Origin of the sequence: Pseudomonas sp. CFBP13528, assembly GCF_005233615.1 — a bacterium.
GTDB lineage: Bacteria > Pseudomonadota > Gammaproteobacteria > Pseudomonadales > Pseudomonadaceae > Aquipseudomonas > Aquipseudomonas fluorescens_AM.
This window is the reverse complement of sequence record NZ_QGAJ01000018.1, coordinates 34,424-47,493: the sequence shown is the minus strand read 5'-3', so window position 1 is coordinate 47,493 and position 13,070 is coordinate 34,424. Positions and strand designations below refer to the sequence as shown.

The following is a 13,070-nucleotide window of genomic DNA, read 5'->3' as shown; positions in this document are numbered from 1 at the left end:
ATTGCAGATGGTTCTTTTCGTTAGGGCCCCGGTTGTCGGGGCTGTGTTTTGATTCCGGCGCTGGCCAGCTTCGTCCTGGGGCCCATGGACCCCGAAGCGCCGGATGTTGAACGCGTGCTTGAAGATTTGCGCAATTGCCTGAACACCTTCGACGCGTGGGCCGACAGCTTTTTCAGTGGCTCGGCTCTGGAAGTCGAGCAGGTGTTCAAGGTCGGGGATGACGTCGCACTGGTGGCGCCGATCTCTTCCGACACGCAAGTTACTGACTTCCCACCTGTTCAGTGCCGGTCGCGAACACCAACGCCAACAAGGCCAACTGCTCAGCCACTATCACTACGACGACCAAAACCGCCTGCACGCCCACGCCGTCACCCAACAGCAAAACCACCTCTACCAACGCCAATACGACTACGACAAAGCCGGCAACCTCACCCGCCTGCTCGACACCCGCAAAGGCGAACACCGTTACCGCTACGACCCGCTCCAGCGCCTGACCCGCGCCGATCATTCCCAGGACGTCCAGGAGCGCTTCGGCCACAACCCCGCCGGCAACTTGCTCATGCAAGACAGGCCGGGCCCGGACATCGTGGCGGGTAATCGGCTGGTGATTCAAGGCGATCACCATTACGACTACGACGCCTTCGGCAACCTGATCCGTGAGCGACGAGGCAAGGGCCATTCACTCGTCACCGAGTACCGCTATGACTGCCAGCACCGGCTGATCGAAGTAACCCAACCCAACGGCCAGACCGCGAGCTATCGCTATGACCCGTTTGGTCGCCGCATCAGCAAGACCCTCGAAGAGAAAACCACAGAGTTCTTCTGGCAAGGCGACAAGCTGATCGCCGAACACCACGCCGATCGCCATCGCAGCTACCTCTACGAACCGGACAGCTTCCGCCCACTGGCACTGTTGGAAGGCTTCGGCCCAGAAGAGACCAAGCCCTACCACTACCAACTCGACCACCTCGGCACACCGCAGGAACTTACAACGCCCGACGGCGAAATCGCCTGGTCCGCCCACTACCGCGCCTACGGCGAAATCAGCCGCCTCGACGTAGGCAAAATCGACAACCCTCTACGTTTCCAAGGCCAGTACTACGACCAGGAAAGCGGCCTGCACTACAACCGCCATCGCTACTACCACCCGAATATCGGCCGTTACCTGACGCCGGACCCGGTAAAGCTGGCGGGTGGGGTCAATGCATACCAGTACGTGCCCAATCCTACTGGGTGGGTAGATCCGCTGGGATTAAGTTCTTGTCCGGAGTCCGCTGAATGCAGACCAGCTTATAAAGCCCAAAGTCCTTTTGATTCCGCTAGAGTTGACTCTGGTGAGCCACGAACTCCCGAGCCGCGGCTGACAGCTAGACAGGCCAGGATTGAGGAACTTACCGAGGCCAATGCGAAGCGTCGAATCCTGGAGTACGAAGAAAAGTACGACATGCATATGGTCGGCAAGCACGGCCGGAGGTAGAGAATCACAAGGTAGAAAAGCGATCGTTTGATGGAACAGACCCAATAACGGGGAGAACGCCAATAAATAGAAGGGGGGTCCCGAGTTCGCAATTTAACAGTTGGAAGTTTCAGCTTCAGGCATGGACAAAAGCCACCTCGCGGACAGAGCGGGGGCTACCGCGCTACACCGGCGTTGATGACAGCAGAAACGATATTGTACGTTCAGAATTACCAGGAGCTGGACGAGGCTACAGGCCAAACAGAAGAGACCCAACCAACCCAACCTTTAACCCATCCATGAATGCTGTAGAAATGAAATTTCGAGAAGACGGCACACCTTTCACCTTATTCCCCATTAAGGAATGACAACAAATGTTATATCACCCCGGCTCCGACACCGTCCCATTCGACGCCAGCCTTTACTATTTCGTGGGAGTTTTTGATATTTATGACAGGGAAGAAACCAAGGGGAAAGAACTCGCTCGCTATAACCCGAATAACAGTAGAGACAGAGAAAATCTCATACTAAAATATTGCTTAGACCCATACAAAAGACTCTCCTATCGACACAGATACAAATTAATAGAAAGCCTATCCTTCGCCTTAAACACCGTGAATTTCAACTTCCGATCTTACTTTGAGGACGATCCAGACAAATACACTACGATGGCCTGGGATGAAACAGAAATAGTCGACCTTCGAGGTTTCTTCGCCGACATCTACCGACTCGCCAATGAAGTCTGGAAAGACGACCTCCAAAAAGCCAGCCGCGAAGACCAATCAACTTGGTAACCCACCGCCTGTGGCGAGCGAGCAAACTCCCTCGCCACAAGTGCATGATCTACTTCAACGCTTGGCCAACTCCATAATCATCCGACTCAACAAATAAACCCGAGGCACCACACTCTCCACCTCGGCATATTCCTCGGGCGTATGAATATTGCCGCCCACGATCCCAAACCCATCCAGCGTCGGCGTGCCTACCCCGGCCGACAAGCTTGCATCCGCCGCGCCGCCGCTGCCTTCGATGGTCAGGGTTTTGCCCAGCTCCCCGTAGATGCCCTGGGCAATCGCGACGAGTTTGTCCGACTCTGCCGTTTGCGGCATTGGCGGCAGCCCGCGTTGCAGGCTGGTCTTCACTTCGGTTTCGGGGATCAGTTTGTCCGCTGAAACCCGCGCCAGGTCTTTCTCAATGCGGTCGAACTCTTCCGGCAACGCCGCGCGGACGTCGGCCTTGGCGGTGGCCTGGTCGGGGATAACGTTGGTGCGGTCGCCGGCCTTGAGCACGGTAAAGTTGATGGTGGTTTTCTTTTCTTCGTCCCCCAGCTTGCCCAGTTGCAGGATCTGGTGCGCGACTTCCATGGCGGCATTGCGCCCCAATTCGGGAGCGACGCCGGCGTGGGCGGCCTTGCCTTTGACTTCGACCACCGCGGTGGCGCTGCCTTTGCGCCAGACCACCAGGCCGTCGGCTGGGCGGCCCGGTTCCAGGTTGAGGGTCACGTCATGGCCCTTGGCGGTGGTGCGGATCAGTTCGGACGCGGCGTCGGAGCCGGTCTCTTCGCTGGCATCGAGCAGGAAGGTGATCTGCGCATAGTCCTTGAAACCCTGGTTTTTCAGGACTTTCAGTGCGTAGATGCCGGCGACGATGCCACCTTTGTCGTCCATCACCCCAGGGCCATAGGCACGGCCATCCTTGATATGGAACGGACGCTCGGCGGCCGAGCCTTCCTTGAACACGGTATCCATATGCGCCATCAGCAGGATCTTGGCCTTGCCGGTGCCCTTGAGGGTGGCGACTACATGGCTGCTGTTGGCGGCCTTGTCCGGCACCAGTTGAATACTGAAACCCAGCTGTTTCAATTCATCCACGGCAATATCGCGCACTTGGGTCAGGCCGGGCTCGTAGCCCGAGCCGGAGTCGATATTCACCAGGCGTTCCAACAGTTTCAGGGCCTGATCCTTGTACTGTTCGGCATCCGCCTGGATTTGTTTGTGCGGTTCGGCACTGTAGGCCGGCAGGGCGAAGGACAAGGCCAGGGTGGCGGCCAGAAGGGTACGGGGGAAGGTGAAGAGCATGAACCGGTCCTTGTTTTTGTTGAAGGGGTGCCATCACACCCTACCCCACTAAACGGACCGCAACCAAGCCCCCTGCAGTGAGTTGACCCGGTTGCGCCCGCTGCTTTTGGCTTCGTACAAGGCACGGTCGGCATCGTTGAGCCAACTGACGGAGTCGACATGGCTGGGGTGATACAGCGCCAGGCCGATGCTCAAGCTGGCACGCAGGGTCGGGTCCTGGGCGTACGCCAAAGCGTTGAAACGATCACGCAGGGCGTCCATCACCTCAGTGGCGCGGTTGAGCGGCATGTCCGGCAGGATCACGCAGAACTCATCGCCGCCGTAGCGCCCGGCAAGGTCGGTGCCGCGCAGGTTCTGGCGCAAGACCTTGCTCAACTGGCGCAAAACGATATCACCGGTGAGATGGCCATAGGTGTCGTTGATGAGTTTGAAGTGGTCGATATCGATCAGCGCAATGGCCGCTCCCGACGGGCCACGGCGGCAACGCTGGAACTCGAGTTCCAGATGGTCTTTCCAGGCACCGTGGTTGAGCAGGCCCGACAGGCTGTCGGTGCGGCTCAAGGCCAGCAGTTCACGCTTGTGCCGCGCCAGTGTCAGCGCCTGGCGGTAGCAGATCCAGCCCAGGGCCAGGGGGTACAGCATCAGGATCGGCAGGCAGGCGTACAACTGGACCTGGGTGGTCACGGCAATAACGGCCGGCGCGAATATCAAAAGCGCCGTGGCGATACCCAGGGCCTGGGCCACCCACCCCGCCAGCATGAAGCGCCGCCCGCCGATGGCGACATTGTTCATGCTCATCATCGACAAGGTGGTGACGCTGGGCAGCGGATTGAAGTGCATCGCGCCGACCCAGAACCCGCCGCAGAAAGAGTCGAACAACAGGTTGCGGCGCTCACTGCGCAACGCATGGGCGGCACGCAACGACGCTTGAAATGCCAGGTGCGGCCAGAGAAACGCGTTGATCAACATCCAGGCCCACACCCATGGGGACGGGTTCAGCGGATACATCGCAAACGCCACGCACACAAAGCCGAGCGTCATACCCAGGAGACGGGATTTGTACAAGCGCGAAGCGAGCGGAAGTCCATTTCCTCCGACGGCTGGCATGATAGGGGCATCCTGGGTCAATGCCTGAAGTCTATCAGGGTAAAGTCAAAACGCCACTACTGCTTGCAGGCTAATGCTTCAGTGCGAAAAGCCACGTGCCAGCATCAACGCCACGCCGAGCAACATCACCGCCGTGATCCGCTGCAGCAGCACTCGCCGCCGGGGGTTTTCCAGCACGTGCTTGATGCGCTGGCCGAAATAGCAGTACAGGCAACCGCTGGCAAATTGCAGCAGCAGAAAGGTCAGGCCGAGGATGGCGATATCCGCCGCCGAGCTGTGCTCACCCGCCCCGGCAAACTGCGGGAACACGGCGCTGAACATGATGATGGTCTTGGGATTGGAAAAGCCGGTCAGCAAACCCTTGCCGAACAGACTGCGCGAGCCCTCCACGGCGCCAGCCTTGTCGATCGACACGCCGCTGCTGGTCCACTGCTTGTAGGCCAGGTAAAGGATGTAGGCCACGCCGACAAACTGGATGGCCTGGGTAATCGCGAGGTTGCCCTTGATCAGCTCGGAAAAGCCCACGGCAAAGATCAGGATCGAAATCAGGTACGACACACTGGCGCCGATCTGCGCCGGGATCGAACTGCGCAGGCCGTCCTTCAAGCCCAGGCTCAACAACAGCAGGGTCATGGGGCCGGGACTGAAGGTCATGGTGGCGCAGAACAACAGGAAGTAGAGAAAAGAAGACAGCGTTAACGCACTTGTCATGGTCCGGGACCTTGAATGGAGAGAACGGCAACAACGGGGCGGGCACCACAGGCGCACGCCCCTGGATGACATCAGGCGACGGCGATTTCGGTCGTCAGGGATTCGCGGTACATCAAGGCCAGGTCGGCCAGGGCAGCCTTGGCGGTCTGGTTGCGGGTTTCAAACGCCACCAGGCCTTTCCAATTGGTTTCGACAATGGCTTGCATGACGTCGGCGTAGTCACAGTTGCCGTCGTGAATGCCGAAATGCTGGTCTTGCACGCCGTTGTTGTTGCTGAAGGAAATGCCCTTGATCAAGTGGTGATACTTGCGCACCACGGCCGCCGGCAGGCCGTTTTCGATATTGGCGTGGCCGGCATCGAGGAAGAAATACACGTTGTCGTGGGCTTGCAGGCGCTCGAACACGAACGCGTATTCCGCCTCATGGGTAAAGATGTAGTGGAAGGGGCGATAGTTGACGTAGTTGGACAGGTTTTCCAGGTAGATGTCCGTGCCCTTGGCCGCGGCGTAACTGGCCAGTTCCTGGACTGACTTGAGGTAATGCTCCAGCGCCACCTTCTTGGCCTTGAGCACCATTTTCGGCTCGACGATGCAGCCACCGTGAATGATCAGCGGCGCGCCCAGGCGACTGGCGATATCGATCTCCTGCTTGACATAGGCCACCGCGGCCACGCGGAACGCCTCGACGTCACTGCCCAGCGGCGCCTTGAAGTTGCCATGGAAGACCGGCTTGACGCCGCTGGCGGCGATCTGCGCCTGCAGGCTTTCGATGCGCGCATCGGTCCAGTCGTCGACCATTTCGCCGAACAGGCTGCCGTCCACATACCAGTGGGTGCACTGCCCTTCGATGGCGGCTTGCAGGCCCTGTTCCGCGGCCAGGTATTTCTGGTGGGCCACACCGGTGCAGAACGGCACGGCGGGGTTGATCAGTTTACTTTCCATGGAGCGATTCCTTTCGTTGATGGAGGGTCAGGCGGGTACAGCGTCAGCGAGTTCGATGGCCATGAAATCGGCCTTGGTCACGCCGCAATCGGGGCATGTCCAGTCTTCAGGCACCTCTTCCCAAGGGGTGCCGGCGGGAATTCCGTCCTCCGGAATGCCCAATTCTTCTACGTACATAAAACCGCAGGGTGCACACATATAAGTCTTCATGAGAATGCAAAATCCATTGCTCGCGTATAGGAAATTTCGCCAACTCCTGGCGAGATGGCGCGCAGTCTAGGGGAATGGCATTGCGCCAGGCAGGTAAAGTGATGCCTAATCCGGCCTGACTTCACCGGTAAAATCACCGGCAAACATAAGGACGTTTCATGTTGGTATCCGCCATCGCCTTTGTGGAAGGCACACCCAAGGTCCAGCAGATCGTGGAAGCGTTCAGCCAGGCCATCGAGGCCGGTGAATGGGCGCCCGGCAGCAAGTTGCCGTCGGTACGCGAGTTGACCGAACTTCTCGGTGTCAGCAAGTTCACCCTCAATGAGGCCCTGGACCGTCTGCGCGGGCGCAACCTGCTCACCTCCAGCCAGGGCCGTGGCTATTTCGTGGCGATGGACAGCGCGCGCCCGGCGTCGGTGACCTGGGTCGACCTGCTGCCCCAGGACCTGCTCAGCGTGTTGCGCCGGCCCCTGGTCACCGCCAGTGGTGAACTGCGTCCCGGTGGCGGGCACTTGCCAGAGGACTGGCTGAACGGCGAAGCGATCCGCCAGGCCATGCGCAGCGTGGTGCGCGCGCCGTCGCTGCGCATCGCCGGGCTGGGCACGCCGGCCGGGCTGTTGCCGTTGCGCCAGGCGCTGCAGCAGAAACTCCACAGCGAAGGCCTGTCGGTGCCGGTGGAACAGATCATCACCACACCCAACACCGTGCAGGGCCTGGACATGCTCATGCGCCTGCTGGTGCGTCCCGGCGACACGGTGCTGCTGGACGCGCCTTGCTACTTCAACTTCCACGCCAACCTGGCCCTGCATGGCGTCAAGGTGGTGACGCTCGAACGCCGCCCCGACGGCTTCGACTTCACCGCCCTCGAACACCTGCTGGCCGAACACCGGCCCAGCCTGTACCTGACCACCAGCGTGTTGCATAACCCCACAGGCCATTCCTTCAGCCCCGGCCAGGCGTTTCGCCTGCTGCAACTGACCCAGCAGTATCACTGCCATATCGTCGAGGATGACCTCTACGGCGACCTGCACCCCAATCCGCCGCCGCGCCTGGCCGCCGTCGCCGGGCTGGACCAGGTCACCTACCTGTCGGGGTTCTCGAAGATCCTCAGCGCCAATACCCGCGTCAGCTACGTGGTGGCCGCGCCGCAACTGGCCGCCAACCTGACCAACATGAAGTTGATGAGCGGCGGCGTGACCTCGGAGCTGTTCGAGCAGATCGTGTACCGCATGCTCAGTGAAGGCAGCTACGCCAAACACCGCAAGCGCATGGTCCAGCGCCTGATGGAAGCCGGTGGGCGCGTCGAGCAATGGCTCAAGCGCTGCGGCTGCGAACTGCCGATGGCCTTCGAAGGCGGCATGTTTATCTGGGCGCGCCTGCCGCCGGGTGTCAACGGCGAACTGCTGGCCCAGCAAGCCCTGAAGCGCAGCATGGTGCTGGCGCCCGGCGTGCTGTTTGGCTATGACCCGGCTCACCGGGACTTGATGCGCTTCAATGTGGCCCATAGTGATGAGCCACGGGCGCAGCGGGTGTTCGAGGCGCTGCTGCGGCATCGGCTTGCGCAGGCATGAAAAGCCTCAACTGACGATATCACTGCGCTGCAATTGACCCTCTACGCTAAGCACGAAATTCGGCTCATTCGGCGCAGCGCAGATCTCCAGGCTACTCATTTTCAGCACTGGGTTATAAGTCAACATAGCTTCACCCATGGCGCCGGAAAATGCGTCGACGAAGGTCAGTTGCGCAATCCCCAGCGAGGCTCTGACGCCCGAGACATCGACCCTGTCTTCGCCGCTGACAAAATCCATGATCCGGTCGGGTGCGGCCTGGGTCGAATCGCTGGCGCGCCCATATGCAAACAGGTCCTTGCCCTTGCCGCCCCACAGCGTGTCGGCCCCCTCTGCCCCATATAACCAATCATCGCCCTCTCCGCCCTTGAGCTCGTTGGCCACCTCGTTACCTACCATCAAATCGTTGCCGGAGCCGCCGATGGCATTTTCGATCATCGCGCCGTAGGCAATCGACACATTCCCCTTGAGGCCACCGACGTCAGAGAAGGTCCCCTCCCGCAGGCTGATTCGCTGAAGCTGCGTGTAGCCGGAGAAGTCCAGGGTGTCATTGCCGCCACCGTCCCAAATGGTCGCTACCATTTTATCCTTGGCAGTGTTGACGCTCAGGAAGTCGCGGTCCGAATTGGAGTTGAAGCCGTAGGTGGTGTCGTCCTTGCGGGTGTCGTGGTTGGCGCCGTACTTGCGTTGATAGGCACTGATATCGTCAAGCTGCGGCGCCGAAGCGCGCATGCCCGCATGATTCATATAGCCGGTGCGCTCGCCCCGGTAACTCATGGCGCTGTGACTCTGCGAGTCCTCGTGATAGCCCACTTGTTCTTTAGTCAGCGTCCTGTCGTAGTCGCCCGTATGGGCTAGCCCCAGGGCATGCCCCAGTTCATGGACGATGGTATAGCGCCCCGCATTTCCCAATGCGGCGTCAACCACAGAGGTGTTGCCTTTGCTGACCGCAAACCAGATATCACCGCTGCTGGCAACACCTGGCGCAGGCAACACGGCATAGCTCGTATCGTTGTAAAGCTGACCTTTACCATTGATTCTCTGGCCGAAGTTTCCAAGGGTAATGTGCCCTTCGCTGGCTGCCGTTCTCGGCCCCTCGGTAAACCTGACATTCGCAACGTCTGCAATGCTCTGCATGCTGAGCCGGGTCTGCTGGCGCTGGTTCTCCAGGATATGGGTGAACCCGGTTTTACCCAACTGCCTCGCGTCCTTGTCAACGGGCGGGGTACGAAATTCGTAGGTCACGTCATAGCGGCCATCACCGTTCTTGTCCGGCCACCCCGGGCTCTTTCGCCAGAGGTGCGAGGCCGCATCCTCGGCAGATTTGGAGGGCAAGCCGTTATGGCGGATGTCACCGCCGCGATCATCTCGATGCCGGAAGGCTTCGATAAGCCGCGACGCATCACTGGGGAGAGAGGCAACAGTTTTCATACGCACACTCCTATCTGGCTGGGGTTCCATCTTGAGCGCCCCCAACCCGACAAACTGCACGTTGCTTCGCCCTCTTGTATAGGCGCTTACGGAAACTGGCTTGGGCATCGACCACCGAAGCTGTAGGCGACCTCCTTACGCCCACCACGAAATCAGGCGCAATGGTCGTTATGCGCTTTTAATCTGTTTTTTTTAACGATTGGATCCCCACCCTTTTGTCAGGCTGTACTAGCATAGGGTTCGGCGGGCAGCACTAACATTGCAGGTTATTCCCATTGGCTAGCCTCTTAATCCCCGTCGCTATAAGACCCAATACCTGCACCCGAAACTCATGGACGAATTGATGAACTCACACCTGTTCCCACATATAGGCAAGGTCATCGCCAGCACCGGCAGTCGCCACTTCCCACGTATGCTGCATGACCTGATCCTTACCCAACTGGCAGTGGACGCCACGCACATCACACAACTGCGAGTGAATGCCGCCGGCCACACCCGCCGCAGGATCAGCCCGGTCTATACCGACTCGGCGGTGGCGTTGGGCGAAGAGCAACCGGCCGCCCAACTGCACCTCACCCGCCGTAAAGACGATGTGCGGTATGTGTTGTCGGTGTACCGCTCGCACCAGTCCGAAACCTTCTCGGCGCAAGAGCGCAGCATGCTGCAGGACTTCTCCACGCTGCTGCTGCCCATGGTAGAAAATCACATCAGCGCGATCCAGCCATGCCCCCCTGGCAGTACGCCGCAGGAACCACAAAACCAGGGCATCGAAACCTTGCGCCGCCGCATTCAGGAGCGCCTGGTGCAATCGGGGTTAACGCTGTCCAACCGTGAACTGGAAGTCTGCGTAGGCCTGCTGGCCGGGCGCACCGCGCCGGAGTTGGCCGAACAGTTGGCGCTGAAGGTCAACACCATCGAGAGCTACCTCAAGCGCGCGGCGATCAAGCTGGGCATCAGCGGGCGGCATTCGTTGTTGCGGTGGATGTATGCCACCGAAGACAACACCAGTCTCTAAGCTGACATCGGTAAAAATGTGGGAGGGGGCCTGCTCCCGATAGCGGTGTGGCAGCTTGACTATGCATTGACTGACACACTGCCATCGGGGGCAAGCCCCCTCCCACATTTGCTACTCATTGGCAGACAGAGATCAACCCCGAGCCAATGCCTCGATGGGGTCCAGCCGCGCCGGCATTCGTTGTTGCGGTGGATGTGCTCCACCGAAGACAACACCAGTCTCTGAGCTGACATCGGTAAAAATGTGGGAGGGGGCTTGCTCCCGATAGCGGTGTGTCAGCTTGACTATGCATTGACTGACACACTGCCATCGGGGGCAAGCCCCCTCCCACATTTGCTACTCATTGGCAGACAGAGATCAATCCCGAGCCAGTGCCTCGATCGGGTCCAGCCGCGCCGCATTGCGCGCCGGCATTCGTTGTTGCGGTGGATGTATTCCACCGAAGACAACACCAGTCTCTAAGTCGACATCGGTAAAAATGTGGGAGGGGGCTTGCTCCCGATAGCGGTGTGTCAGCTTGACTATGCATTGACTGACACCCTGACATCGGGGGCAAGCCCCTCCCACATTTGTTACTCATTGGATGAAAAGGGATCAATCCCGAGCCAATGCCTCAATGGGATCCAGCCGCGCCGCATTGCGCGCCGGCACAAAGCCGAACACGATGCCGATCAGCGTCGAGCAGGCAAACGCGGTGATGATCGAGCCCAGGGAAAACACCATTTCCCACTCCTTCACGAACAGCGAAAACACATAGCCGATGGCATAGGACAGCGAGATCCCGATAATCCCGCCGATCAGACACACCATCACCGCCTCCACCAGAAACTGCTGGCGGATATCCGATTGCCGCGCCCCTACCGCCATGCGAATGCCAATCTCGCGGGTGCGTTCGGTGACCGACACCAGCATGATATTCATCACCCCGATGCCACCCACCAGCAATGAAATCACCGCGATCAATGACAACAGCAGCGCCAGCGAGCGGCTGGTTTTCTGCACCGTCTGCATGATGCTGTCGAGGTTGTTGGTGAAGAAGTCCTTGGTGCCGTGGCGTTGCAGCATGAGCTTATTGACGTTGTCTTCCACCACCTTGCTCGGCTGGCCGTCCTTGATGCGCACGGTGATGCTGTCCAGATGGCGCTGGCCCAACAGGCGCCCCGCCGCCGTCTCATACGGCACCCACACGTTCAGCACCTTGCTGGCGGCGAACAGGTTCTTGTTGTCCGCCGTCACCCCGATCACCGTGCACGGCAGGTTGCCGACCAGGATCACCTGGCCCAGGGGGTCGACGTTCGCCCCGAACAGGCGATGCCGGGTGTTGTGGTCGATCACCACCACCTGCGCCTGACGCCGTGCATCGCTTTCGCTGAAGGCGATACCGGCCTCGAGTTTCACGCCCTTGACCTTGAAGTAGCGGTCGCTGACGCCGTTGACCTGTGCATCCACATCGATATTGCCAAAGCGCAGCAACAGATTGCGCCCCACCACCGGGGTGGCGCTGTCGACGTAATACAGCTGGTTCAACGCGTCCACATCTGACGGCATCAGGGTCTCGATGGCCGAGGCGCGGCTGTCACCGAAACTGGTGCCGGAAAAGATATCGATGGTGTTGCTGCCGATGGCCTGGATGTCCTTGAGCACATAACGCTTGGCGCCCTCGCCGATGGCCGAGATCGACACCACCGAGGTGATGCCGATGACAATGCCGAGCATGGTCAGCAAGGTGCGCATGCGATGGGAAATCAGCGCGACCCAGGCCATGTTGAACGCTTCCTTGAACAACCCCAGGCTCGCCACCAGGCGCCGTGCGCCGCTGCGCCGGGGCTCAAGCGGCGCTTCGCCGGGCAGCTCCAGGCCGGCACTGTCGTTGGCCTTGTCGCTGACGATCTCGCCGTCGCACACCTCGACGATACGCTGGGCATTGGCCGCCACCTTGGGGTCGTGGGTGACGATGATCACCGTGTGCCCGGCCGCGTGCAGCTCGGCGAGGATGCGCATCACCTCCTTGCCGCTGTGGGTGTCGAGGGCGCCGGTGGGTTCGTCGGCGAGGATCACCTCACCGCCATTCATCAAGGCCCGGGCGATACTCACGCGCTGCTGCTGCCCACCGGACAACTGGCTCGGCCGATGGGTGATATGCCCCGACAGGCCCAGGCGCGCGAGCAACTCCCGCGCGCGGCTGTGGCGCTGGCTTTCCGGGACGCCGGCATAGATCGCCGGCATTTCCACGTTGTGCAAGGCACTCAGGTGCGCCAGCAGGTGGTAGCGCTGGAAGATAAATCCGAAGTAATCGCGGCGCAGTTCCGCCAGTTGCTCATCGCCCAGGGAACGGGTTTCGATGCCGTTGATCCTGTAGCTGCCGGCGGTGGCGTAATCCAGACCGCCGAGGATGTTCATCAGCGTCGATTTACCCGAACCCGAGGCACCGATGATCGCCAGCATTTCCCCGGCGTGAATGGTCAGGTCGATGCCCTTGAGCGCGATGAATTCGCGCTCGCCGGCCATGAAACTGCGGGTGATGCCCTTGAGCTCCAGCAGAGGTTGAGTCAT

At 59.9% G+C, this 13,070-nt stretch carries 10 protein-coding genes and 1 pseudogene; 4 read left to right on the top strand and 7 right to left on the bottom strand.

Annotation, left to right across the window (positions count from 1 at the left end):
• Nucleotides 1-256: 256 nt before the first annotated feature.
• Nucleotides 257-1,267 (top strand): annotated as a pseudogene (locus PspCFBP13528_RS27970) (RHS repeat-associated core domain-containing protein); the annotation flags it as partial.
• A 563-nt stretch (nucleotides 1,268-1,830) separates the two neighbouring features.
• The gene (locus PspCFBP13528_RS23965) at nucleotides 1,831-2,250 is read left to right on the top strand and encodes a hypothetical protein (RefSeq protein WP_137201671.1); all 420 of its coding nucleotides are present in this window, start codon (nucleotides 1,831-1,833) and stop codon (nucleotides 2,248-2,250) included.
• A gap of 54 nt (nucleotides 2,251-2,304) precedes the next feature.
• Here PspCFBP13528_RS23965 and PspCFBP13528_RS23960 read toward each other — a convergent pair whose 3' ends face one another.
• From PspCFBP13528_RS23960 to PspCFBP13528_RS23940, 5 genes are all read right to left on the bottom strand, one after another.
• Nucleotides 2,305-3,534 (bottom strand): M20/M25/M40 family metallo-hydrolase, encoded by a 1,230-nt coding sequence (locus PspCFBP13528_RS23960; RefSeq protein WP_137201670.1) that lies wholly within the window; start codon nucleotides 3,532-3,534, stop codon nucleotides 2,305-2,307.
• A 48-nt stretch (nucleotides 3,535-3,582) separates the two neighbouring features.
• On the bottom strand, nucleotides 3,583-4,641 hold the full coding sequence (locus tag PspCFBP13528_RS23955; protein ID WP_137201669.1) for a diguanylate cyclase: 1,059 nt from the start codon (nucleotides 4,639-4,641) through the stop codon (nucleotides 3,583-3,585).
• A 78-nt stretch (nucleotides 4,642-4,719) separates the two neighbouring features.
• A complete protein-coding gene (locus PspCFBP13528_RS23950) occupies nucleotides 4,720-5,352 on the bottom strand; it encodes a LysE family translocator (protein WP_065953201.1) in 633 nt (210 codons plus the stop codon).
• A gap of 71 nt (nucleotides 5,353-5,423) precedes the next feature.
• Entirely contained in the window at nucleotides 5,424-6,293 is an 870-nt protein-coding gene (locus tag PspCFBP13528_RS23945) for a sugar phosphate isomerase/epimerase family protein (RefSeq protein WP_137201668.1), read from the bottom strand.
• A 27-nt stretch (nucleotides 6,294-6,320) separates the two neighbouring features.
• On the bottom strand, nucleotides 6,321-6,503 hold the full coding sequence (locus PspCFBP13528_RS23940) for a rubredoxin (protein ID WP_057721870.1): 183 nt from the start codon (nucleotides 6,501-6,503) through the stop codon (nucleotides 6,321-6,323).
• Between the two features lie 158 nt (nucleotides 6,504-6,661).
• Here PspCFBP13528_RS23940 and PspCFBP13528_RS23935 point away from each other — a divergent pair, with 158 nt between their 5' ends.
• Nucleotides 6,662-8,074 (top strand): PLP-dependent aminotransferase family protein, encoded by a 1,413-nt coding sequence (locus PspCFBP13528_RS23935; protein WP_065953199.1) that lies wholly within the window; start codon nucleotides 6,662-6,664, stop codon nucleotides 8,072-8,074.
• A gap of 6 nt (nucleotides 8,075-8,080) precedes the next feature.
• Here the strand turns inward: PspCFBP13528_RS23935 and PspCFBP13528_RS23930 are convergent, their stop codons facing one another.
• Nucleotides 8,081-9,502 (bottom strand): serralysin family metalloprotease, encoded by a 1,422-nt coding sequence (locus PspCFBP13528_RS23930; RefSeq protein WP_137201667.1) that lies wholly within the window; start codon nucleotides 9,500-9,502, stop codon nucleotides 8,081-8,083.
• A 343-nt stretch (nucleotides 9,503-9,845) separates the two neighbouring features.
• On the opposite strand from PspCFBP13528_RS23930, the gene PspCFBP13528_RS23925 reads away from it, so the two are divergent.
• On the top strand, nucleotides 9,846-10,517 hold the full coding sequence (locus PspCFBP13528_RS23925) for a helix-turn-helix transcriptional regulator (RefSeq protein WP_175413320.1): 672 nt from the start codon (nucleotides 9,846-9,848) through the stop codon (nucleotides 10,515-10,517).
• A 594-nt stretch (nucleotides 10,518-11,111) separates the two neighbouring features.
• Here the strand turns inward: PspCFBP13528_RS23925 and PspCFBP13528_RS23915 are convergent.
• Nucleotides 11,112-13,070 (bottom strand): MacB family efflux pump subunit, encoded by a 1,959-nt coding sequence (locus PspCFBP13528_RS23915; protein ID WP_137201665.1) that lies wholly within the window; start codon nucleotides 13,068-13,070, stop codon nucleotides 11,112-11,114.

Bases quoted from the DNA above. Each gene is read 5' to 3' on its own strand.
- PspCFBP13528_RS23965 (WP_137201671.1), top strand. From the start codon at position 1,831: ATGTTATATCACCCCGGCTCCGACACCGTCCCATTCGACGCCAGCCTT.
- PspCFBP13528_RS23960 (WP_137201670.1), bottom strand. From the start codon at position 3,534: ATGCTCTTCACCTTCCCCCGTACCCTTCTGGCCGCCACCCTGGCCTTG.
- PspCFBP13528_RS23955 (WP_137201669.1), bottom strand. From the start codon at position 4,641: ATGCCAGCCGTCGGAGGAAATGGACTTCCGCTCGCTTCGCGCTTGTAC.
- PspCFBP13528_RS23950 (WP_065953201.1), bottom strand. From the start codon at position 5,352: ATGACAAGTGCGTTAACGCTGTCTTCTTTTCTCTACTTCCTGTTGTTC.
- PspCFBP13528_RS23945 (WP_137201668.1), bottom strand. From the start codon at position 6,293: ATGGAAAGTAAACTGATCAACCCCGCCGTGCCGTTCTGCACCGGTGTG.
- PspCFBP13528_RS23940 (WP_057721870.1), bottom strand. From the start codon at position 6,503: ATGAAGACTTATATGTGTGCACCCTGCGGTTTTATGTACGTAGAAGAA.
- PspCFBP13528_RS23935 (WP_065953199.1), top strand. From the start codon at position 6,662: ATGTTGGTATCCGCCATCGCCTTTGTGGAAGGCACACCCAAGGTCCAG.
- PspCFBP13528_RS23930 (WP_137201667.1), bottom strand. From the start codon at position 9,502: ATGAAAACTGTTGCCTCTCTCCCCAGTGATGCGTCGCGGCTTATCGAA.
- PspCFBP13528_RS23925 (WP_175413320.1), top strand. From the start codon at position 9,846: ATGAACTCACACCTGTTCCCACATATAGGCAAGGTCATCGCCAGCACC.
- PspCFBP13528_RS23915 (WP_137201665.1), bottom strand. From the start codon at position 13,070: ATGACTCAACCTCTGCTGGAGCTCAAGGGCATCACCCGCAGTTTCATG.